The following is a 24,628-nucleotide window of genomic DNA, read 5'->3' as shown; positions in this document are numbered from 1 at the left end:
TCATTTTCTTTAATCATTTAATATTTGCATTTTCACATTGATTAAGATCTTTTCCAAGCTCCAAGAATTCAAGACTGTTCAATTTTGCACGCACTGAAAAAGTTCCATAATCTATATGAAGATCACGCATGATACCATTCTCATGTAAGAGAAAACTGCTACGATAAACCGGCAAACCATCTTTATTTTCTCCATCATCAAAATAAGAAATTGTCACAGGCCAATATTTGTCTTCATCCAATTTTCTCACTTTTTCCGTTTCGCTATCAGATAAAAGCGCCTTCTTTTCCCCTATGACGATACTTTCTTTTATAACTTTATCTGCTTTATTTGTCCCATCAAATACAGTAACATTATAAAAATGATGTCCTGCTTTTGCATGGCGGATAATATTTTTTAGTTGCATCATTGGAAATTCAGCCATTGCAAGCTTATACTTTTTTTCCTTTGGCTTTTTTAAAGTAACTGTAATACCATCTTGAGTACGCTCCGCGACCCCCTCAGCACGATGCGCAACCTCTTCTCCCTCCTGATCTGTAATATTAAAACGAAATGTACGGCTGTCTCCTGTTTCATAACTCGTCGTCTGTTGATCCGTTAAACGTACCGGCATATCTTCAATGTGAACACGGCTAATAAAACGAAAACGTGTGCTATAGCCTTGGCATGCCGAACCAGTAAGCTCGTAAACCATTCGCCCTGACATCGCAGAAATTGTCATGTCATGAGAAACGCTATCAAGATGAAAATCATAAATTGCTCGATGAGGCACAATAAAAATAGGCTCTTCAGCTCTCGCTGTACATAAAAAAACAATATATAAAATTATTATAAATAATGATCTAATCATTCCCAAATTCCGAACTTTATCCCCGTTGCATAACATCATACAATAAGGCAAAAAAGGCTAATTTCTCAATTAACCACACATTTCCTTAAATCAAAAAATAGATTATACAATGAATGTATTATAGAGTAGCTATGGAGTTTAAATTATGACCAATATGATTGAAAAAAACTTAGAGAAGTTCGGAATCACTCTTCCTGAAGTAATCCCCCCCCTTGCCAATTACATCACCACTTCACAAAGTGGCAATCAACTCTTTATTTCTGGACAACTCCCTCTTATTAATGGAAAACCAATAGCCATCGGTAAAGTTGGTGAAACTGTGAATACCGAACAAGCCCAAAAAGCATCAGAAGCTTGCGCTATCAATATTCTCGCTCAACTCAAGGCAACTCTAGGTGACTTAAATAAAATAAAACGTGTGGTAAAAATTACTGTTTTTGTGGCTGTAGATTCTCATTTTACCGATATTCCTTTTGTTGCCAATGGAGCTTCTAATTTATTCGTCAATATCCTTGGTGAAATTGGAAAACATGCCCGTTCTGCTATTGGTGTTGCCTCTCTTCCTATGGATGTTCCTGTAGAAGTTGAAGCCATCATAGAAATCTAAGCCTTCATTAAGACAGTGCACCATCCTAAATATAACTAAAGTCAAAATACTTCTTTGTCTTAAACTCTGATAAACTTTGTATTTTTTCGTTTTTAATTAAAATCTTAAACTTACAATAAAAGGAAATATTTGTATGAAACAAGCTTATGACAATAACAATATTTTTGCTAAATTGATTCGCAATGAAATCCCTTCTGTTCGTGTCTACGAAGATGATGATGTTATTGGATTTATGGATATCATGCCACAGGCACCAGGTCATACGCTGGTCATTCCTAAAAAAGGCTCTAGAAACTTACTTGATGCAGATACTGAAACATTATTTCCTGTTATTAAAGCTGTTCAAAAAATTGCAAATGCCGTCAAAAAAGCCTTTCAAGCAGATGGCATAACTGTCATGCAATTTAATGAAGCAGCTAGTCAACAAACCGTTTATCACCTCCATTTCCATATTATACCACGTATGGAGGGAATAGAACTTACCCCTCATAATAATATAATAACGCCTACAGAAATACTTGAAGAGAATGCAAAGAAAATCCGTGCAGCCTTATAACACACTCTTAAGTTGTTGTGCTTTTTTTTCCTACACGTTTTTTTGTAAAATTTTCCATTTTACTTTTCTTTGAACTTGCAGATATATCGGAAGATGAAATTTCTAACTGTAAGCTTTCTTTTTTGCCATTTGATTTTTGTGTCAATACGCGAACAATGCCACCGTTGCGTAACTTTCCAAATAAAATTTCATCAGCTAATGGCTTTTTAATATATTCTTGTATAACACGCCCTAATGGGCGTGCTCCCATCTGAGAATCGTATCCCTTATTGGAAAGCCATAAAGTTGCAGAAGGGCTTAATTCAAAACAAATTCCCCGATCAGCTAATTGTGCTTCAAGCTGAAAAATAAATTTTTGCACTATCTGATTGATGATTAAATGAGATAAAGGTGCAAACGGAATAATTGCATCTAACCGATTACGAAACTCTGGTGGAAATAACCGATTGATTGCTTCTATATCCTCACCATCACGATGTACTTTCCCAAATCCAATAGCTGATTTTGCCATATCTGAAGCACCAGCATTGGTTGTCATAATCAAAATAACATTGCGGAAATCAATTTTCTTACCATTATGGTCTGTTAATCTACCATAATCCATTACCTGCAATAAAATATTAAATAACTCTGGATGTGCTTTCTCAATCTCATCTAGCAATAGGACTGCGTGAGGCTTCTGATCAACAGCATCTGTAAGGAGACCTCCTTGATCAAACCCTATATAACCTGGAGGAGCTCCGATTAAACGTGCTACCGTATGCCGTTCCATATATTCTGACATATCAAAACGCAATAATTCAATGCATAAATATGATGCAAGCTGTTTCGCAACTTCAGTTTTTCCTACACCTGTTGGTCCTGAAAATAAATAACTTCCTATTGGTTTATCCGGTTCGCGTAAACCTGCTCGCGCCAATTTTATGGATGAAACTAAGACGGAAATTGCCTGATCTTGCCCATAAACAACATGTTTGAGTTCTCTTTCAAGCTTACTCAGTATCTTCTGATCATTCCGAGAAACTGTTTTTGGTGGAATTCTTGCAATTGTAGCAACAGTTGCTTCAATTTCTTTAACACCTATACTCTTCTTGCGTTGTTTTTGTGGCAAAAGCTTTTGCGCTGCGCCACTTTCATCAATAATATCAATTGCTTTGTCAGGTAACCTACGGTCAATTATATAACGCGAAGATAATTCTACCGATGCCTTCATCGCCTGATCTGTATATTTAATCTGATGAAAATCTTCAAAGTAAGGCTTCATTCCCTGCAAAATCTTAATCGCATCTGTAACAGAAGGTTCATTAATATCAATCTTCTGAAAACGACGCTCTAAAGCACGATCCTGTTCAAAGAATTTGCGATATTCTCTGTAAGTCGTCGAACCAATACATCGCATAGTTCCAGAAGATAATACAGGTTTTAAAAGATTTGCTGCATCCATATTTCCTCCTAATGTCGCTCCTGCTCCAATTAAGGTATGAATTTCATCAATAAATAAAATAGCATCTGGATACAGCTCAAACTCTTTAATAACTTGCTTTAAGCGTTCTTCAAAATCACCGCGATAACGTGTACCAGCAACAAGCCCCCCCATATCAAGAGAAAATATTGTTGCATTTGATAAAACTTCAGGCACTTGCCCATCAACAATGCGCTTTGCCAATCCCTCAATTATAGCGGTTTTCCCCACTCCAGGATCACCAACCAAAAGCGGATTGTTTTTTGACCTTCGACATAAAATCTGAATCATGCGTGAAATTTCTACTTCACGGCCAATTAATAAATCAATTTTTCCATTAAGCGCTTTACAATTGAGATCAACACAATAATTCGTTAAAGCACTTGTTCCTCTTTCACCATTATCCGAAATCTGCTGATCTAATTGCTCTTCAAGTCCTTCAAGTAACATGGATAACCCATCATCACGTGTGATACCATGCGAAATAAAACGTACAGCATCATAGCGTGTCATTCCCATTTCTTGAAGAAAATATGCTGCATGGCTTTCACGTTCAGAAAAAATTGCAACAAGAACATTTGCCCCCGATACTTCATCTTTTCCAGCTGATTGTGCATGAATCACCGCACGTTGGATAACACGCTGGAAAAAAGCTGTAGGCTTCGTATCCTCATCAGTTCTAATCTGTTCATCTAACTCTGAGCGAAGATAATTGGTTAAGCGCTCTCGCAATTCCTCCACATCTACCTGGCAAGCCTGAATAACAGAATTTGCATCGGCATCATCTAATAGCGCAAGTAGAAGATGCTCTAATGTTGCGTATTCATGCCGTGCTTGAGTAGCAATTGTTAATGCACGATGCAAAACCTCTTCAAGACTAGGTGTAAAAGATGGCATAATTCCTCACTTCCATTCCATTACACATTGTAACGGATGTTCATTTTGACGCGCACACTCCCTCACTTGTAATATTTTCATTTCAGCAACTTCATAAGTATAAGTTCCACATTCTCCTATCCCACTGTGATGAACATTTAACATTATTTGCGTTGCCTCTTCGAAACTTTTTTTAAAAAAGTTCTTCAAAACGAAAACAACAAAATCCATAGGTGTGTAATCATCATTAAGCAAAAAAACTCGACATAATTTAGGTTTTTCGAGTTTTGCTCTAGCCTTAGGCATTATAACCGCACCATGCCTAACTTCATCCCAATTCTTGCCCTTTTCATTATGCATAATATGAGCTATAGAGTTTATTATGAGCGTCTGTCCCATTACCGTTCTCCATGCAGCACATTTTTATTAATTTTAAATTCTTTCATAACTATTGCAATACCTGTATGTATTAGGAAAAGATTCCCTCTATGGTTAGACTTCAATCCCTCACTCATAAAATAACTTCTGTAAACAAATTAGTAATACCATTCGTCTAAACTGCATCAACAAATTACAGAAAAGGAAGCTTTATAGAAGTTTTTCTGGATAAATGGAGAAATAGGATACTGCAAGTGTATATTAATTATCAAAAAATTATGCGCTACTGTAAAACAATAGCAATTTCTTTTGTTGTGTTAGCTTTTTCTTACTGTTGGGCATCAGCCACACCTCAAGGAGCCTATCCTGATAAGTATGCGGCTATTGTTATAGATGCTACTACGGGAAAAACTCTATTTCAAGCCAATGCAACACTGAAACGTTATCCTGCTTCTTTGACAAAAATGATGACATTGTACTTACTCTTTGAAGCTATGCAGATGCGTCGTGTGACACCAAATACACCAATTCCTGTTTCACATTATGCAGCAATGCGTCCACCGACAAAAATTGGGTTTAAAGCAGGCCAAACAATTTCTGCAGAATCAGCAGCTAAAGCACTCATTACAAGATCCGCAAATGATGTTGCTGCTGCCATTGCAGAATATCTTGGAGGTAGTGAAAAAAAATTCGCTCAAATGATGACTATAAAAGCTCGTAAACTTGGCATGAAACATACACATTTCGCAAATGCTTCAGGACTTCCGGATGTGCACAATTATTCTACAGCACGAGATATAGCGACTTTGTCATTAGCTTTACGTAAACATTTTCCAAAACAATATAAATTGTTCAAAACAAAAAGTTTTAATTTCCGTGGACATAAAATTAACAGCCACAATAAACTCGTTAAAATAATGAAAGGTGTCGATGGAATTAAAACAGGATACACACAAATGTCAGGTTCTAATTTAGCAACTTCAATGCGTCTTGATGGGCGCTCTGTTGTCGCTGTTGTTATGGGAGGTAAATCATCTACTGCACGTGACGAGCATATGGCTAGCCTATTGAATCAATATTTACCCAAAGCAAGCCAAATGAAAAGTGGTGAACGTTTAATGGCTTCTGTACGCTACCACTTACCGACTGGCGCCAATACTCCTATACCGACCATTAAAGCTGATTCAAGTAATTTTGACGATGAAATTGCAACTATGTTGACAGCATTTGCAGAACAACCTAAAAACTCCAATATCGCAATAACGGCTGTAAACAAGGTAATTATACCAATACCAAACCCTCAAAAAACTATACCGGTTGAGACTCATAAAATTGTAACAGCCTCTTTGTCCACAAATGCCGGATGGGCTATCCAGATTGGTTCTCTTCCTAGTGAGGAACAAGCAAAAACTTTACTTTTAAAAGCAAAAAATATAGCTTTTTCTACTTTAAAGCGCGCATCTTCACACATGCAACTGTTTGAAAAAAGTGGGCAGCGTTATTACCGAGCCCGCTTTACAGGGTTTCAATCAAAAAAAGCTGCATTTGATGCTTGCTCTACATTAAAGAAAGCAAATTTTAACTGCTATACTGTAGCCTACTAAAAATTTTTGAATTCTGCGTTAAGGATAGTATTATGACAGATAATGCTTTTGCTTCATTCCATAAAAAAGAAATTTTATTGAAGCAATCATCCCTCCTTTCATTGCGTTCTCTTCACGATGCTGCCGCAAAACTTACTGGTTTAAAATGTAATTCGACTGCATTAGATACACAATCTCTTGTTAACCTTCTCATTTGCCAAACAATACGCAACCGTCGTCTCATAATGCCTCCTGTACGCATTCACTTACGCGTTGCTAGCCAAACTGGTAATGTGCCTATTAAAATCCGTCTAGGAGCAACAAATATCTAATTCTACAGACCATCTCTAAAAAATTATTTTATTACTAACCATTATCTACAGCCTTAGGAAGCCCTTTGATAAACATACTTTTTTCTTAAATTATGGAATGTGCTGACAGCTTTTCCAACTATCCAATACCTCCAAGCTTTCAATAAAACCATTATTAAAGACATAAAAAACACCCAATATTTTTCCACTTCTGGATTTAATATAAAAATTATCCTTGATATCTTTTTGGAAAAAATGAATAGTTTCATTGGATGAAAGCTTCATCATTTTAGGGATTATTGTAAAAGTTCAATAAAGGAAGTCCCTCTTAATAATGGTGCCTCTACAACATAAACGCTGTAAAAAATAATCTAATTCCTCTTACTTTTATTTCTTTCAACAGACAAAGCAAATTGGAAAATACAAATACATCGATGAAAAAACGTAAAAGAAATTATCAGATTAAATATCGTGATAACGATTTCCATAAGATTTTAATTTATAATTTATTTTTTGTATATTGAATAAGAGGTTTTCGTAAAATTCTCTTATTTTCTTTTATTGAATCAGTCAAAGTCGTTCGCTTGCTCATCACGAGCAAGATTGGCATATAAACTATTTAAAAAAGAAATCAAAATATCTCTTATGAATCATTTCAAATACTCTAGGATCTTTTGTAACATTGAAAGTTGAAAAAAAGGATGATAGTGTTGGTTTTTTCCGTCTATAAATAAAGATGCTTATACTCTATAGATTTTATACCATTCATGGAAAACTTACATTGTATTATTCATATGCAAAATACTGATTTATAAAGATAGTTCATTATTTTTTATGTTAGATGAGAATCTCGAATATCTTAAGATTCTCTCATTTGAAATTTATTTATGTTGAATCAATCAAACCCCTTCTATTGCATGTTATGAGCGAGATTAGTAATCTGTACAAAAAAGATTCAAAATGTCTATAATGAACTGTTTCAAATGCCAAAGGCTTTGATCCCCATAAAGGGGGGCTGGCAGAGTTGGTAATCGTGCCGGCGTACTCTTTTTATTAAGTATAAAGATGGGGATAGCTCAATGGATTTATCGTTATACCATTCACAAATGCCATCGCGAAATGAGTTTGGAAGCGTTAAGAGATATTTCTTTTAAAAAAAACTCATGAATGAGTAACACGATAATGTTCTATCGTGTGCATTCTATTCTCATAAGAATTTTGATAAATATTTTTTAATGTATACGTTAATTTATTTTAGTTTTTTTGATGGTACAGAATTATAAATAAAAAAGATATTTCCAATATATCTCTTAATTATTGTAAATTAGCGTTTCTTTTCAAGGTATTTTTTTACCATACTAGGTACCAAAAAATCTTCACTTCTAAAAATTAAAATCTTTAAAATTCTCTCTCCTCATCATAATTATTCAGATTTAACACAAATTTTCCTTGGATACTCAGGCATAATCTTCCATTACTTAAAAGATATGGCTATGGAAACTTTTAAAAGCCATAAAACCCAGCTAAAAAATAATGGCAGACTGATCACTAATTTTACTTTACGCTTTTTTATTTTTTCTAAATTAGACTTTTTTCCCATTTTAGAAACAAATCAGATAGATACTGATACTACTCCCCCTCCAAACTTGCATGCCAAAACTACTATTCGTTAAGAAAACACTGAATCATCTCAAATTTATTTCAAGCTGCTGTTGCATTAAAGTGGAATTTTGATTTATAAGTAACAAAAAAACATAAGCTTTATCAGGAAATACGATCCCCCTCCCAAAAATTCCAGTTATGGATTGAAAAATGTTTCAGCTCCTAACAAGATATTGTATTGACTGCAAGACCACCTTTACTTGTCTCTTTATAGCGTTCACTCATATCATGACCAGTCTGGCGCATTGTTTCTATACAAGCATCAAGAGAAACAAAATGATCTCCATTACCATATAATGCAAGAGAAGAAGCCGTTACCGCCTTAACAGCTCCCATTGCATTACGCTCAATACAAGGAACTTGTACAAGACCTGCAACAGGATCACATGTCATTCCCAAATGATGTTCAAGCGCAATTTCTGCCGCATTTTCAATTTGAGCTGGCGTTCCACCTAACGCTGCAGTCAACCCTGCTGCGGCCATTGAAGATGCCGTTCCAACTTCACCTTGACACCCAACTTCTGCACCAGAAATAGAGGCATTATGTTTGATAACACCGCCTATAGCTGCTGCCGTTAATAGAAAATTATGTATTCCCTCTCGATCTGAATCATCATTAAATTGAAGATAATAACGCAAAACTGCTGGGACAACACCAGCTGCCCCATTTGTTGGGGCTGTAACAACACGACCACCTGCTGCATTTTCCTCATTGACTGCTATAGCATATACCGAAAGCCAATCATTTGCCCAAAGTGGATAATTGCGATTTTTCTTTTGATTTTCCAAAAGCGTTTCATGCAGCTTTTTAGCACGCCTTAGAACACGCAATCCACCAGGCAACTCACCTTCTTGTGAAAGACCTCTATCAATGCAATTTGTCATCGCTGAAAAAATTTCATCAAGCCCTGTATCAAGAGAAGAACGCTCTATCTTTGTTTCTTCATTTAAGCGCTTCATTTCAGCAATTGAAAGTCCTGATTTTTCTGCCATTGATAACATTGCACCAGCAGAATCAAATGGATATGGCACCTCTAATGTTTCTGGTTGTATATTATCATTCATATGGCTTAACTCATCCTCAGTCACAACAAAGCCACCACCGATAGAATAATAAATCTGCCGCAACAGAACATTCCCATCAGTATTAAGTCCTTCAAAGGCTAGTCCATTTGTATGTCCTGGGAGGATTTTCTTTCGTTCAAAAATAAGATCATGCTGCACATCAAACTGATAAGCGGGATGTCCTTCTGGTTGCACTTTTTTTTCACGTATAACTTTTTCTAACAATCCCCCCATGCTATCAGGATCAACAGTAGAAGCTTTTTCTCCTAAAAGTCCTAATATGATAGCCCTATCTGTTGCATGACCAATACCCGTGAAAGCTAAAGAACCATAAAGATAAACACGTATACGAGAAACTTGAATATCAGACGACCGAGAAAAATCTCCTATCTTTTGCAAAAACATATTAGCAGCTGTCATCGGTCCCATCGTATGTGAGCTAGAAGGACCAATCCCAATTTTAAAAAGTTCAAAAACAGATAGAAACACGTATCACCTCAAAACTATAGTACAGCTTGAGCATATATGCTTTTTCATAACGTTTGTCCCGTTTAAAATCAAATTGCGAGATAAACTAAAAAAATGACAGCAATAAACACGAATGTCGCTCGTCTTGCTACCACCCAACACTTTCTCTCTATAGTGTTTTCCATTAGACTCACCTTCAAAAAACGGACAATGCCCCTAGAGCCACCGCTCTTAATATTTCAAACGTAGTAAAATAAGTGTTAATATGCAATATTAAAATTCAATAAGGATGCGAAATTCTTATCGGAAATATTTTTCATAATGCACCAAGTTCTTCAAAACGTATGCTTAATTATATAAAATATTTTATGGGTATGTTTCAATGAAACGTACAAAGTTTTCTAACGGTTCTCGTTCTGTCTCAAAATTGTTTTCTGGAGCACTCATATCGCGATAACCAAGTGCCATACCACAGATAATATGGCGATCAGAAGGAATAGATAAAAGCGTACGAATCTGTTTATGATAATCAGCAAAAGCAGCTTGAGGACAGGTATCTAATCCAAATCCACGTGCAGCTAACATAATGGTCTGCATAAACATACCCAAATCAAGCCAACTCCCCATTTCCATGTCGTGATCCATTGTAAATAAGAGTCCTACAGGTGCATCAAAAAATAAAAAATTTCGCGCCTTTTGATGAAGTATTTTTTCTTCATCACCTTTTTGAATTCCAAGACTCTGATAAAGATCCAAACCAACTTTTCGACGCCTTGAAATATAAGGCTCACGCCACTGACGTGGATAATAACTATACTCACGCTCTCCTTTTACACCTGAAAGCACAAGTTGTGAAAGCTCTTGCCCTACTTTCTGTAATACACTTCCTGTAAGCACAATCACTTGCCATGGCTGAATATTTGTTCCAGATGGTGCACGTGCTGCAAGTTTTAAGATTTCTTTGATTGTTTCCAAACTAACTGGCTGATCAGTAAAAGCGCGAATTGACTTTCGTGATAAAATAGATTGAAAAACACTCATAGGAGAGACTGCCATTGTTTTTACTTTCTTTATGAAAAATAATTTTTTACTTATCAAGGACAATATATTGCGAAAATACCTTCGCAGCTTTTTTCGAACACTCTATTTCTTTAAATAACTTACACATTTCACGTAGTGTTAAAGATTCCCCTTAGAGATAGTATAACCCATCTCTTTTAATAGAAAAAAATTGTCTAAAAGCAGATGAAATAAATTTTATAATCAATGATTAACCCCCAACTCCGCTAAGCTCTCAAAAAAACTCTCCTCAATTCGTTCTAAATCCTGTAGAAGATCATCAATATCATGCTGCATCTGCTTTAAATCAGCTCGTTTTTTATGAATTCCTGCAATTAATTTCTTAAGCTTTTTCTCATCATCAGGTGGTTTTCCAACCATTGTCAACATATCAGATATTTCAGACAACGAAAATTTAACTCTTTTAGCACGCAGAATTTGTTTTAACTTATGACGATCCGTTTGTGTATAAAGCCGTGTATTTCCACGCCGAAAAGGAATAAGAAGTCCCTCTTCTTCATAATAACGCAAAGTCCGAGCTGTTATTGAAAACTCACGTGTTAATTTTCCAATTGAATAATATTCGTACATTTTTTCATTCTGTCTTCATAGATCTCATTGTGATAAGAAATATGTCTATTTTTTATAATACTTAGTGAGCACCCTAATCTCTACTCTCCTGCATTCTAATTTAGAAGAAGATACATTCTTGTCACACAAGTATTGTATAGTAGAGAATTAATTATTTTTTAGATTACAGAAAAGACTATCGATCTTTCATTATAAGTCCTTTAAAATCTTTATAGAAGATATCAATCAACAATTTTCCTAAAATTCAAAATCAATCATTATTCAATTTGTAGATAATCAACTCTTTTCCTTGAATATGGCTTTTGAGCTTCACATATTTTGGAAAAATTCTATACTGCTTTTAGAAATTAAGAAACTTTAAAATAAAGCAACAAAAAAGATAAGCATCATTACAAAATAATAAGCTACTAAAGATGCTTAAAATAACTATCGCCTTATAATTTTTGATATTTTCAGGAAAATATGCAACTTCTGCATTTCGAGATAAAAAAACGTCTGAATAGAAAGTTCAGACGTTTTTTTATTATGTGATGTTATATTTAAATTATTCAGCAACAGCCCCAGTTGTCATATTTGTCAACATAGCCTTTGCCACTTCGTTATTACTAGACTTACGCTGCTCATCTACAATCAAATCATCACGAACGGCAGCAATACGACGGATTTGAGAAATCGTACCACCTGTACCTGCTGGAATAAGACGACCGACAATAACGTTCTCTTTAAGTCCTTGCAAAGTATCAATTTTACCAGAAACTGCTGCTTCAGTAAGAACACGTGTTGTTTCCTGAAACGATGCCGCCGAAATGAAAGAAGGCGTTTGAAGAGAAGCTTTTGTAATTCCAAGAAGAATGGGATTACCAGATGCAGGTTTCTTCCCTTCTGCAATCAAATTATCATTGATTTCATCAAGTTCAATACGATCAACATTATCACCTGGAATATAACCAGAATCTCCAGATTCAGTAATTTCAACTTTTTGCAACATTTGACGAACAATCACTTCAATGTGCTTGTCATTAATAAGAACTCCCTGCAAACGATAAACCTCCTGAATCTCATTAACAAGATAAGATGCCAAAGCTTCAACCCCCTTAATCGCCAAGATATCATGAGGTGCTGGATTTCCATCAAGGATATAATCTCCCTTTTCAATTTGATCACCTTCTTGGAAGTGAAACAACTTACCTTTTGGAATCAAATATTCTACTGCCTCAAGAGTTTCATCATTTGGTTCAATAATGATACGACGTTTATTCTTATAACCACGGCCGAATCGAATCGTACCACTTACTTCAGCAATAATCGCATGATCCTTTGGACGACGCGCTTCAAAAAGCTCAGCCACACGTGGTAAACCACCCGTAATATCTTTCGTCTTGGCACTTTCCATTGGCAAACGAGCAATAACATCACCAGCCTTAACATGAGCACCAAGCTCAACAGAAAGAATAGTTTCCACTGACATCATATAACGGGCTTCACCTCCCTTATACAATTTAGCAATGGATTCACCTTCTTTATCTGCATGGATAATAATGGCTGGTTTAAGATCCGCACCACGTGGATTAGCGCGCCAATCAATCACCAAACGCTTCGTAATACCCGTAGATTCATCAGCTGTTTCAGTGACAGATAAACCATCAATCATATCTTCAAAACCCACATAGCCTTCAACTTCCGTTAAAATTGGACGTGTGTAAGGATCCCATTCTGCTATACGTTGGCCACGTTTAACCATATCACCATCATCAACAAAAATATGAGCACCATAGCTAACACGATGTACAACGCGTTCTTTTCCTAACTCATCCTTGATAAGGATAGCCATATTACGCCCCATCACAACCAAATGTCCTTCAGAGTTACGAACCACATTACGATTACGAATCTCCACCTTACCTTCATAAGATGCCTCTAAATAAGATGAATCAACAACCTGCGCAGTTCCTCCTAAGTGGAAAGTACGCATAGTAAGCTGTGTTCCCGGCTCACCAATGGATTGAGCAGCAATAACACCAACGGCTTCTCCCTGATTAACAGGTGTTCCACGCGCCAAATCACGCCCATAGCATTTTGCACAAACACCAAGACGTGTTTCACATGTTAAAGCAGAACGAATTTGAACAGATTGAATCCCAGCTTCTTCAATCTTCGCGACATCAGCTTCCTCAATCATCGCTCCACCTTCAAGGATAACCTCTCCAGAGACAGGATGTAGAATATCAACAAGCGCTGTACGACCAAGAATCCTTTGCCCAAGGGAGGCAACAATTTGTCCTGCATCAACAATTGGCTGCATAGTAAGCCCTTTTGCGGTACCACAATCAACTGCTGAAATAATAGCATCCTGTGCAACATCAACAAGACGCCGTGTTAAATAACCAGAGTTCGCCGTCTTTAACGCAGTATCAGCAAGTCCTTTACGTGCACCATGCGTGGAATTGAAGTATTCATTAACAGTTAGACCTTCTTTAAAATTTGAAATAATGGGGGTTTCAATAATTTCACCCGATGGTTTTGCCATTAATCCACGCATACCGGCCAATTGTCTCATCTGGTTAGCAGAACCACGTGCTCCAGAATGTGACATCATATAGATCGAATTCATCGGCCGTTGACGACCTGTTTTAGGATCAAAATCGACGGCTTGAATACGTTTCATCATTTCATCTGCAACGCGATCTGTACATTTACCCCAAGCATCTACAACCTTATTGTATTTTTCACCTTGTGTAATCAAACCATCATTATATTGCTGTTCGTACTCCTTAGCCAAAGCTTCTGTCTCTGCAACTAAACGCGACTTACTATCAGGAATAACCATATCATCCTTACCGAATGAAATTCCTGCACGACAAGCATAAGAAAAGCCAAGCTGCATAATACGGTCACAAAAAATAACCGTCTCTTTTTGTCCACAGTGCCGATAAACATGATCAATCATTTTGGAAATATTCTTTTTCGTCATTTCTTGATTGACAATATCAAATGAGATATCCGCATTTCTTGGCAAAAGCTCACCGATAATCAAACGACCAGGTGTCGTATCATAAAGTTTAGAAACTTCTTTTCCATCCTTCCCCATATTCTTAACGCGGCCTTTAATCTTCGTATGAAGCGTTACAACCTTATTTTCCAAGGCATAATGAAGCTCACCTATATCAGAAAAAGCCATTCCTTCACCTGGTTCTTTTTCAGAAACAATTGAAAGATAATAAAGACCAAGAACCATATCCTGTGAGGGAACAATAATTGGGGCACCGTTAGCCGGATGAAGAATATTATTGGTCGACATCATCAAAACACGGGCTTCAAGCTGTGCTTCAAGAGAAAGCGGAACGTGAACCGCCATCTGATCTCCATCAAAATCCGCATTAAAAGCAGTACACACCAGTGGATGAAGTTGAATAGCTTTGCCTTCAATTAAGATAGGTTCAAAAGCCTGAATCCCCAAACGGTGCAATGTTGGCGCACGGTTGAGTAAAACAGGGTGTTCACGAATAACCTCATCCAAGATATCCCAAACTTCTGGATGTTCTTTTTCAACAAGCTTCTTTGCCTGCTTTACCGTTGATGAATAGCCTTTTGCATCAAGCCGCGCATAAATAAAAGGCTTAAACAATTCAAGAGCCATTTTTTTGGGAAGACCACATTGATGCAATTTTAATTCAGGACCAGTCACGATAACAGAACGCCCTGAGTAATCAACACGCTTCCCAAGTAAGTTCTGACGAAAACGTCCTTGCTTGCCCTTCAACATATCTGATAAAGACTTGAGAGGACGTTTATTGGCTCCAGTAATCACACGCCCACGCCGTCCATTATCAAACAATGCATCAACAGCTTCTTGTACCATACGCTTTTCATTGCGCACGATAATTCCAGGAGCACGCAATTCAATTAACCGTTTCAAGCGGTTATTACGATTAATAACCCGCCGATAAAGATCATTCAGATCTGATGTCGCAAAACGCCCACCATCAAGCGGAACCAATGGACGCAAATCCGGTGGAATAACCGGAATTGTTTTCATAATCATCCACTCTGGCTTATTTCCAGATTCAAGAAAATTTTCAACGATTTTAAGTCGTTTAATCAATTTTTTCTGCTTTAACTCTGAAGTTGTTTCAGCTAATTCGAGACGCAAATCATTGGCGATTTTATTTAACTCCATACCAGCTAAAAGCTCGTAAATAGCTTCAGCGCCAATCATAGCTGTAAACTGATCTTCTCCAAACTCATCAATAGCAAGCATATATTCTTCTTCAGAAAGAAGCTGATGGAGCTTAAGAGATGTCAATCCTGGTTCGGTTACAATATAATTCTCAAAATAAAGAACCCGCTCAATATCCTTTAAAGTTAAATCTAAAAGTGTAGAAATACGACCTGGTAATGATTTAAGAAACCATATATGCGCAACAGGTGCCGCAAGTTCAATATGCCCCATACGCTCACGACGTACGCGCGAAAGAGTAACCTCTACACCGCATTTTTCACAAATAATGCCCTTATACTTCATGCGTTTATATTTGCCACATAGACATTCATAGTCTTTAATAGGGCCAAATATACGTGCACAAAAAAGACCATCACGCTCTGGTTTAAAAGTCCTATAATTAATAGTCTCAGGCTTCTTAATCTCACCATACGACCAGGACAAAATTTTCTCAGGACTCGCAATAGAAATGCGAATAGAGTCAAATGTCTGCGCTGGCGCTTGAGGATTGAAAAGATTCATGACCTCGTGGTTCATGCTGTTCTCCTTCAAAGATTCTTAGAACCTGTTGTAATATCTCATTTGTTTTATAACAGATCTTCTTTAAAATACATTTACTTTTAAAAATGACCTGTATAACCTTAATAAGGTTATTGAGCCTCTTAAAATAATCAGAGCGCAACCTTTTTCTACTGCGCTCCTTGAATTATTATTCTGCTGTATCAGACAATGCCCGCTGTGCAATAAGTTCACGCGCATCATCAAGCTCCACATTAAGAGCAAGTGAGCGCATTTCTTTTACCAACACATTAAAGCTTTCGGGTATACCCGCCTCAAATGTATCATCACCACGCACAATTGCCTCATAGACTTTCGTTCGACCAGCCACATCATCTGATTTTACTGTTAGCATCTCCTGCAAAGTATATGCAGCACCATAAGCTTCAAGTGCCCAAACCTCCATTTCACCAAAACGCTGACCACCAAACTGTGCCTTGCCTCCTAATGGCTGCTGCGTAACAAGTGAATAGGGACCAATAGAACGTGCATGAATCTTATCATCAACAAGGTGATGCAATTTCAACATGTAAATATATCCCACCGTTACTGGACGATCAAAAGGCTCTCCAGTACGACCATCATAAAGCGTAACCTGCCCTGAACTATCTAAGCCTGCGTCCTCCAGCATCATGTTAATATCAGACTCATGTGCTCCATCAAAAACAGGCGTTGCAATTGAAACCCCTTTCTTCATCTGTAATGCCAATTTGTAAAGGCTTTCATTATCATACTGACGGACTGGTTCATTTTGATTATCATCAGGCATAAGATTTTCAATACGCTGACGCAACGGCAATATATCTCCAGTCTCTTGATACAATTCTAACAAATCACCAATCTTCTTGCCCATCCCCGCACATGCCCAACCAAGATGCGTCTCAAGAATTTGTCCAACATTCATACGACTAGGCACACCAAGCGGATTCAAGACGATATCAGCATGAGTCCCATCTTCAAGAAATGGCATATCTTCTACGGGAAGAATACGTGAAACAACACCCTTATTCCCGTGACGTCCTGCCATCTTATCACCTGGTTGGATTTTGCGCTTCACAGCCACAAAAACCTTCACCATTTTCATGACACCAGGAGGCATTTCATCACCTCTTTGGACCTTTTCAACTTTATCCATAAAGCGACGTTGTAATGCTTCTTTTGATTCATCATATTGCTTGCGCAAAGCTTCAATTTCATTTTGAAGCTTTTCATCCTCAACAGCAAATTGCCACCACTGGGATCGTGGATAATGCCCCATTACTGTACTATCAAGCTTTTTGCTTCCCGAAAAGCCTTTCGGACCTTCTACAGCAACTTTACCTGTCAACATATCAGTAAGGCGCGCATAAACATTGCGATCAAGAATAGACTGCTCATCATCACGGTCTTTTGCTAAACGCTCAATTTCTTCACGCTCAATTGACATCGCACGTTCATCTTTTTCCACGCCATGGCGATTAAAAACGCGAACTTCAACAACAGTACCAAAAGTTCCAGGAGGCATACGCATAGAAGTATCACGAACATCGGATGCCTTTTCCCCAAAAATTGCACGCAGAAGCTTTTCTTCCGGCGTCATGGGACTTTCACCTTTTGGGGTAATCTTTCCAACTAAAATATCACCTGGTTGAACTTCAGCACCAATATAAATAATGCCAGCTTCATCAAGATTTCTTAACGCTTCTTCCGCAACATTAGGAATGTCGCGCGTAATTTCCTCAGGCCCAAGTTTTGTATCGCGTGCTGCAACTTCAAATTCCTCAATATGAATTGAAGTAAAAACATCATCAGCAACAATGCGCTCGGATAACAAAATAGAATCTTCATAATTGTATCCATTCCAAGGCATAAAGGCTACGAGAACATTCCGCCCAAGAGCTAAATCACCAAGATCCGTGGATGGGCCATCTGCAATGATATCACCTTTCTCTACCCTATCACCGACATGTACAAGAGGACGCTGATTAATACAAGTGGACTGATTAGAACGCTGAAATTTCTGTAGGCGGTAAATATCAACGCCTGATTTTGAAGGATCTAAATCTTCTGTTGCACGGATAACAATACGGGTAGCATCGACTTGATCAACAACACCACTACGTTTTGCACTCACAGCAGCTCCTGAATCGCGCGCAACAATGGCTTCCATTCCCGTCCCAACAAATGGCGCTTCAGCACGTACAAGAGGAACTGCCTGACGCTGCATGTTCGATCCCATAAGCGCACGATTCGCATCATCATTTTCCAAAAAAGGAATAAGCGCTGCTGCAACTGAAACCAACTGTTTTGGTGAAACATCCATCAAATCAACATGATCACGCGGCGCCATTAAAACTTCACCAGCATGACGGCAAACAACAAACTCTTCTGTAAAACGACCTTCACTATCTAATGACGAATTAGCTTGAGCGACATAATGCTTTGCTTCTTCCATCGCTGAAAGATAAATAACTTCTTTTGTGACTTTTCCATCAACAATTTTTCGATATGGGCTTTCAATAAAGCCATATTTGTTAACTCGCGCAAATGTTGCTAAGGAGTTAATGAGACCAATATTGGGGCCTTCCGGTGTTTCAATCGGACAAATACGACCATAATGCGTAGGATGTACGTCACGGACTTCAAAACCCGCACGTTCACGAGTCAAACCACCTGGACCAAGAGCAGAAAGACGGCGCTTATGGGTAATCTCCGACAATGGATTAGTTTGATCCATAAACTGCGACAATTGCGAAGACCCAAAAAACTCACGAACTGCTGCTGCAGCAGGCTTTGCATTGATCAAATCCTGTGGCATAACTGTATCAATTTCAACCGATGACATACGCTCTTTTATCGCACGCTCCATACGAAGAAGACCAATGCGATATTGATTTTCCATTAACTCCCCAACGGAACGAACGCGACGGTTGCCAAGATTATCAATATCATCAATTTCGCCACGACCATCACGCAATTCAACCAACATCTTAACAACAGCGAGAATATCCTCTTGGCGTAAAATGCGAACTGTGTCTGGACAATCAAGATCCATACGCAAATTCATCTTAACACGCCCAACGGCTGAAAGATCATAACGCTCTGGATCAAAAAACAATGAATGGAACATTGCTTCTGCTGTATCGATTGTTGGGGGCTCACCTGGACGCATCACTCGGTAAATATCAAATAACGCATCCTGCCGACTTTCATTTTTATCCACCTTTAAAGTATTGCGGATATAAGCGCCAATATTCATGTGATCAATATCAAGGATATTGATTTGATCAGCACTAACATCAAGCAAAACCTTTAATACTTTTTCGTCAATTTCATCACCAGCTTCAAGGTAAATTTCACCTGTTTCGTAATTGACGATATCTTCGGCTAGATAACAACCTAATAAATCATCTTCACTAACTTTAACCGCTTTAAGTCCTTTTTCTGCCAAAGACTTCGCAGTACGAACTGTTAATTTTTTACCAGCCTCCGCGACAACTTCACCACTATCTGCATCTATAAGGTCAGAAATGAGCTTCATTCCTTTAAAGCGATCAACAGAATAAGGAACTCGCCATCCTTCTCCATCACGCTCATAAGTCACTTTATCATAAAACGTCGATAAAATATCTGACGCATCCATACCCAGTGCCATCAAAAGACTAGTAACAGGAATCTTGCGCCGTCGATCAATACGCGCATAAATGATGTCCTTAGCATCAAACTCAATATCAAGCCAAGAACCACGATATGGAATAACACGAGCAGCAAAAAGAAGCTTTCCTGATGAATGGGACTTTCCTTTATCATGATCAAAAAAGACACCAGGAGAACGATGCATCTGCGAAACAATAACACGTTCCGTACCATTAACAATAAAGGTACCATTCGTCGTCATTAAAGGCATATCGCCCATATAAACGCCTTGCTCTTTAATGTCTTTGATATCTTTGGAGCCAGTATCCTCATCAACATCAAAAACAATCAAACGTAATATGACCTTTAATGGGGCAGCATAAGTTAAATCACGTTGACGGCACTCCTCAACATCAAATTTTGGTAAATCAAATTCATAACCAACAAACTCAAGCATAGCTGTACCGGAAAAATCTGAAATAGGAAAAACCGATTTAAAAACAGCTTGCAAACCTTCATCTGGTCGTCCACCTTTCGGTTCCTCAACCATGAGAAACTGATCGTATGACGCTTTTTGAACCTCAATAAGATTCGGCATTTCTGCTACTTCAGGAATCTTACCAAAAAATTTGCGTACGCGCTTACGACCATTGAATTGAGACATCATTGCGTGAGTCTGAGCCATCGTCGCTCCTTGATCTTTACTCTTCAAGGTAGACCAACCTTGAAAGCCTTATATCATTAACCTGCATATGCAGACCAGTTCACTTGATACTCAATAATGAGCATCTTTAACTTTCCCCATCAACATAAGCCATTTATCTTTTTGACTCTATGATGAAGGGACGGGTAGTGCCAACCTATCCCGTTACTGTTACGAAACCGTTGGGAAAAGGTTTTTTTACTCATTATTTTTTCTCTTTGTATTAAGAGAAAGAAAATCGGCGAACATAAATGCCCGCCGATAAAATTAAATTTACTTAAGTTCCACTTTAGCACCAGCAGCTTCAAGTTGAGATTTAATTTTTTCTGCTTCTTCTTTAGAAGCACCCTCTTTAATAGGCTTAGGTGCCCCTTCAACCAGATCTTTAGCTTCTTTAAGACCAAGTCCAGTAAGAGCACGAACTTCCTTAATAACATTAATTTTTTGCGCGCCACCTTCAACAAGAATAACATCAAATTCTGTTTTTTCTTCAGCAGCTGGAGCAGCAGCACCAGCAACAGCAGCGACAGCTACAGGAGCAGCAGCCGAAACTCCCCACTTCTCTTCAAGTAACTTAGAAAGCTCAGCGGCTTCCAAAAGGGTTAGATTAGAAAGGTCTTCTACGATCTTCTCTAGATCAGCCATTTTTAAATTCCTTCAATTAAAAGATTTGAACCATTATTAAATCTTATCCAAAAAAACAGAAAAGCATTAAAGCCCTTCCATAAACGTGAATACAAACAGCCTTAAGCCGCCTTATCCTCCTGAGCATATGCTCCAATGACACGTGCAACCTGACCAGCAGGAGCATTAACAACCTGTGCAATACGGGTCGCAGGGGTAGAAATCATACCCACAAGTTTTGCACGCAACTCGTTTAATGAAGGCAATGAAGCCAATGACTTCACAGCATCTACAGTTAAACTTGTTGCACCCATTGAACCGCCAAGGATGACAAATTTGTCATTGCTTTTCGCAAAATCAACAGCAACTTTCGGTGCTGTGATTGGATCTTCTGAATAAGCAATAAGTGTTTGTCCAGTAAACAAACCCACTATCGATTCAGATTCCGTGCCCTGAAGAGCGATTTTAGCAAGACGGTTTTTGGCGACTTTAACGGCACCGCCAGCTTCACCCATTTTCGAACGTAGATCATTCATCTGTGAAACTGTCAGACCGGAATAATGTGCAACAACAACAGAACCAGACTTCCGAAAAGCCTCGTTAAGCCATGTAACAAATTCGCGTTTTTCCGCTCTATTCACTGTCTCTCTCCATTTAACAGATTTACTTAAAACAAACCTGTTGGTTACCTTTGATAACATAAAATACTTCATGTCACCGATGAGGATCCTGTCCCCTTTTTCACGCACAGCGTTCAAAGGCAACCTTGGCTCAAACCCTTTAAGTCTTTTAACTCTCAGTTTTTACCCCAGTCTCATGCAGGTTTTTTTGATTAAGATACTTAAAAGCATCACCTACAATCTCGGACAGGATATTCCGGAATTTCTTCCGGTATAACCTAAGCCCTATAAAGCTTAGATAGCTAAATGCTGATCAAAACCAGCATTTTAAATACAATTTTGATATTCACACACCTCAAAATAAAATTATAAATCAGCTTATATTAGCTCTGAACGAACTGTTGCTGGATCAACTTTAATACCAATCCCCATAGTCGAAGAAACAGTAACGCGCTTAATATATTCACCTTTTGCACCTTGCGGTTTGGCTTTAATAACTGCACTTGCAAAGGCCTTTATATTTTCTACGATTTTTTCAACACCAAAAGAAGCCTTACCAATACCAGCATGCACAATACCAGCTTTTTCCACACGAAACTCAACAGCACCACCTTTAGAAGCTTTGACAGCACCGGCAACATCAAGTGTTACAGTACCAACTTTCGGATTCGGCATCAAACTCCGCGGACCAAGAATCTTACCAAGACGACCAACAAGAGGCATCATGTCTGGTGTTGCAATACAACGATCGAAGTCTATAGTCCCTCCATTAATGCTTTCAAACAAATCTTCGGCCCCCACAATATCAGCTCCTGCCGCCTTAGCTTCCTCAGCCTTATCCCCACGAGCAAAAACGGCAACACGAATATTTCTCCCTGTTCCATTAGGCAAATGAGCAACTCCTCGAACCATTTGATCAGCATGACGAGGATCAACACCCAAGTTCATTGAAATTTCAATTGTTTCATCAAACTTAGCAACTGCACGCTCCTTAACCATTGAAACGGCATCTTTTAAAGCGTAAAGTTCATTAAAATTAATATCTTTTCGGATATTTCTTATTCTTTTTGCTACTTTTGCCATAATATTAGCCCACCACTTCCAAGCCCATCGAGCGAGCAGAACCTTCAACCATACGCATTGCTGCCTCAATGTCATTCGCATTAAGATCTTTCATCTTTGATTCCGCAATCGAACGAATTTTATCGCGAGAAATGCTTCCTATAGACACTTTACCAGGCTCTTTTGAACCAGATTTGAGGTTTGCTTCCTTCTTTAAAAAGAATGATACAGGAGGCGTCTTGAGAGAGAATGTGAAAGACTTATCTTGGTAATACGTAATAACAACTGGAATCGGTGCTCCCTTTTCCATTTCTTGTGTAGCTGCATTAAACGCCTTACAAAATTCCATGATATTAATACCGCGTTGCCCAAGAGCTGGACCAATCGGTGGAGATGGAGTAGCAGCCCCTGCAGGAACCTGCAACTTAAGCTGACCTATACTTTTTTTTGCCATAACAATCTGCCTTTAATCTCACTGGTATACTGACAATTTATCTTGCCCGCTACCCGCTGCAGTTACGTGGTTCGGATCATTAAGCCGACAAAAGCCATAAATCACCTCCCACTCCTTCCTTAAAGTAATTAAAACTACTCTAAGTTTAATCAGAGTTTTTCAACCTGACCAAATTCCAAATCAACAGGCGTAGGACGCCCAAAAATAAGCACTTCAACCTTAAGACGAGAGCGCTCTTCTTCAACCTCTTGAACAATACCATTAAACGAAACAAAAGGACCATCAGCAACGCGAACCTGCTCTCCAACCTCAAACAATACAGAAGACTTTGGAGACTCAACCCTTTCTTGAACTTGTTTGAGAATTTGTTCAACCTCTCGATCAGAAATGGGAACAGGACGCGCATCCGATCCTAAAAAACCTGTCACTTTAGGTGTATTCTTAATAAGATGATAAACTTCATCTGTTAACTCAGCATGAACAAGAACATAACCAGGAAAAAATTTTCGCTCAGCATCAACTTTGCGTCCACGACGAACCTCTACAACACGCTCTGTTGGAACAAAAATCTTTTCAAAAAGATGATCAAGTCCTTTTTGCTTTGCTTCCTTATCAATAGCCTCCGCTACTTTCTTTTCAAAATTTGAATATGCCTGAACAATATACCAACGAGCTGCCACAGTCACACTTCCTTACATTCTCAACTAAAAAGATATTTCAGAAGATCAATAACCCGCCAAACACCAAAATGCATAACCTGATCCACAATAAAAAAGAAAGCTGAAGCCAACGCAGTTACCAACAAAACCATAATAGTAGAAATAACCGTCTCACGACGTGTAGGCCATTTCACTTTAATTGTCTCTGCATAAACCTGCTTCAAAAAGGTAATCGGATTGGTTTTAGATGCCATCGTCACACTATACTCTCTCTAGCCCTATCGTGTTTTATACAATAAAATAAACAGAAAAAAATGCAAAAGCCAACTTTCAGACTTATGCAATTTCCTTATTTCCTATTCAATACCGTTTCATACACAAAAAAACAAGCCCTATATCAAAAAAAGCGAAAAAGGCAGCAAAATCTACTCCCTTATATGTAAAATTCTATTCCCCTTTGGCAGGGGCAGCAGGACTTGAACCCGCGACCTGCGGTTTTGGAGACCGCCGCTCTACCAACTGAGCTATACCCCTAACTCTCAAAACTAAAACACTTTTAACACCCCTTAAACAAGCATTATTTATTCGATGATCTTAGAGACGATACCGGCACCAACAGTACGACCACCTTCACGAATAGCAAAAC

At 38.2% G+C, this 24,628-nt stretch carries 18 protein-coding genes, 1 tRNA gene and 1 pseudogene; 4 read left to right on the top strand and 16 right to left on the bottom strand.

Features of this window, described 5'->3' with window-relative positions; translation table 11 throughout:
* Positions 1 to 13 precede the first annotated feature (13 nt).
* Complete coding sequence (locus ACFIKO_RS06105) at positions 14 to 850, bottom strand: EipB family protein (protein WP_375620067.1); 837 nt, start codon at positions 848 to 850, stop codon at positions 14 to 16.
* A gap of 145 nt (positions 851 to 995) precedes the next feature.
* Here ACFIKO_RS06105 and ACFIKO_RS06100 point away from each other — a divergent pair, with 145 nt between their 5' ends.
* Positions 996 to 1,457 carry a RidA family protein gene (locus ACFIKO_RS06100; protein ID WP_375673519.1) on the top strand — a complete coding sequence of 154 codons (462 nt, stop codon included), beginning with the start codon at positions 996 to 998 and terminating at the stop codon, positions 1,455 to 1,457.
* Positions 1,458 to 1,590: 133 nt separating this feature from the next.
* A complete protein-coding gene (locus ACFIKO_RS06095; protein WP_012755038.1) occupies positions 1,591 to 2,013 on the top strand; it encodes an HIT family protein in 423 nt (140 codons plus the stop codon).
* 7 nt (positions 2,014 to 2,020) lie between these two features.
* Here ACFIKO_RS06095 and clpA read toward each other — a convergent pair whose 3' ends face one another.
* Together clpA and clpS are read right to left on the bottom strand one after the other, a co-directional pair.
* Positions 2,021 to 4,372 (bottom strand): ATP-dependent Clp protease ATP-binding subunit ClpA, encoded by a 2,352-nt coding sequence (gene clpA / locus ACFIKO_RS06090; RefSeq protein WP_375673518.1) that lies wholly within the window; start codon positions 4,370 to 4,372, stop codon positions 2,021 to 2,023.
* Positions 4,373 to 4,378: 6 nt separating this feature from the next.
* Positions 4,379 to 4,750: an ATP-dependent Clp protease adapter ClpS gene (clpS, locus tag ACFIKO_RS06085; RefSeq protein ID WP_375620064.1), complete on the bottom strand. Its 372-nt coding sequence runs from the start codon at positions 4,748 to 4,750 to the stop codon at positions 4,379 to 4,381.
* Between the two features lie 233 nt (positions 4,751 to 4,983).
* Here clpS and ACFIKO_RS06080 point away from each other — a divergent pair, with 233 nt between their 5' ends.
* A complete protein-coding gene (locus ACFIKO_RS06080) occupies positions 4,984 to 6,333 on the top strand; it encodes a D-alanyl-D-alanine carboxypeptidase (RefSeq protein WP_375620063.1) in 1,350 nt (449 codons plus the stop codon).
* A 32-nt stretch (positions 6,334 to 6,365) separates the two neighbouring features.
* The gene (locus ACFIKO_RS06075) at positions 6,366 to 6,644 is read left to right on the top strand and encodes a hypothetical protein (protein ID WP_375620062.1); all 279 of its coding nucleotides are present in this window, start codon (positions 6,366 to 6,368) and stop codon (positions 6,642 to 6,644) included.
* Between the two features lie 1,803 nt (positions 6,645 to 8,447).
* Here ACFIKO_RS06075 and ACFIKO_RS06070 read toward each other — a convergent pair.
* The 13 genes and pseudogenes from ACFIKO_RS06070 to ACFIKO_RS06010 all read right to left on the bottom strand — a co-directional run.
* Positions 8,448 to 9,839: an L-serine ammonia-lyase gene (locus ACFIKO_RS06070; protein WP_375629041.1), complete on the bottom strand. Its 1,392-nt coding sequence runs from the start codon at positions 9,837 to 9,839 to the stop codon at positions 8,448 to 8,450.
* Positions 9,840 to 10,184: 345 nt separating this feature from the next.
* Entirely contained in the window at positions 10,185 to 10,874 is a 690-nt protein-coding gene (locus ACFIKO_RS06065) for a nitroreductase (RefSeq protein ID WP_012755032.1), read from the bottom strand.
* Between the two features lie 207 nt (positions 10,875 to 11,081).
* The gene (locus ACFIKO_RS06060) at positions 11,082 to 11,468 is read right to left on the bottom strand and encodes a MerR family DNA-binding transcriptional regulator (RefSeq protein WP_012755031.1); all 387 of its coding nucleotides are present in this window, start codon (positions 11,466 to 11,468) and stop codon (positions 11,082 to 11,084) included.
* Between the two features lie 544 nt (positions 11,469 to 12,012).
* On the bottom strand, positions 12,013 to 16,224 hold the full coding sequence (rpoC, locus tag ACFIKO_RS06055) for a DNA-directed RNA polymerase subunit beta' (RefSeq protein ID WP_375620058.1): 4,212 nt from the start codon (positions 16,222 to 16,224) through the stop codon (positions 12,013 to 12,015).
* 172 nt (positions 16,225 to 16,396) lie between these two features.
* Positions 16,397 to 20,545, bottom strand: a complete 4,149-nt coding sequence (gene rpoB, locus ACFIKO_RS06050) for a DNA-directed RNA polymerase subunit beta (RefSeq protein ID WP_375620057.1) — start codon at positions 20,543 to 20,545, stop codon at positions 16,397 to 16,399.
* Between the two features lie 291 nt (positions 20,546 to 20,836).
* A complete protein-coding gene (gene rplL, locus ACFIKO_RS06045; protein WP_012755028.1) occupies positions 20,837 to 21,208 on the bottom strand; it encodes a 50S ribosomal protein L7/L12 in 372 nt (123 codons plus the stop codon).
* Between the two features lie 101 nt (positions 21,209 to 21,309).
* On the bottom strand, positions 21,310 to 21,828 hold the full coding sequence (gene rplJ / locus ACFIKO_RS06040) for a 50S ribosomal protein L10 (RefSeq protein ID WP_012755027.1): 519 nt from the start codon (positions 21,826 to 21,828) through the stop codon (positions 21,310 to 21,312).
* 357 nt (positions 21,829 to 22,185) lie between these two features.
* Positions 22,186 to 22,890: a 50S ribosomal protein L1 gene (gene rplA / locus ACFIKO_RS06035; protein ID WP_375620056.1), complete on the bottom strand. Its 705-nt coding sequence runs from the start codon at positions 22,888 to 22,890 to the stop codon at positions 22,186 to 22,188.
* 4 nt (positions 22,891 to 22,894) lie between these two features.
* Complete coding sequence (gene rplK, locus ACFIKO_RS06030) at positions 22,895 to 23,323, bottom strand: 50S ribosomal protein L11 (protein ID WP_375620055.1); 429 nt, start codon at positions 23,321 to 23,323, stop codon at positions 22,895 to 22,897.
* 149 nt (positions 23,324 to 23,472) lie between these two features.
* Positions 23,473 to 24,003 (bottom strand): transcription termination/antitermination protein NusG, encoded by a 531-nt coding sequence (gene nusG / locus ACFIKO_RS06025; RefSeq protein ID WP_375620054.1) that lies wholly within the window; start codon positions 24,001 to 24,003, stop codon positions 23,473 to 23,475.
* Positions 24,004 to 24,023: 20 nt separating this feature from the next.
* Positions 24,024 to 24,236: a preprotein translocase subunit SecE gene (gene secE / locus ACFIKO_RS06020; RefSeq protein ID WP_273790652.1), complete on the bottom strand. Its 213-nt coding sequence runs from the start codon at positions 24,234 to 24,236 to the stop codon at positions 24,024 to 24,026.
* 204 nt (positions 24,237 to 24,440) lie between these two features.
* Positions 24,441 to 24,516, bottom strand: a tRNA-Trp gene (locus ACFIKO_RS06015).
* A gap of 47 nt (positions 24,517 to 24,563) precedes the next feature.
* Positions 24,564 to 24,628, bottom strand: a pseudogene (locus ACFIKO_RS06010) (elongation factor Tu); the annotation flags it as partial.

The organism is Bartonella sp. TS82HLJMH (assembly GCF_042193495.1).
In the GTDB taxonomy this organism is placed as follows: domain Bacteria; phylum Pseudomonadota; class Alphaproteobacteria; order Rhizobiales; family Rhizobiaceae; genus Bartonella; species Bartonella grahamii.
Note: the sequence above shows the minus strand (reverse complement) of the source record. Positions and strands in the feature narration are given on the sequence as shown.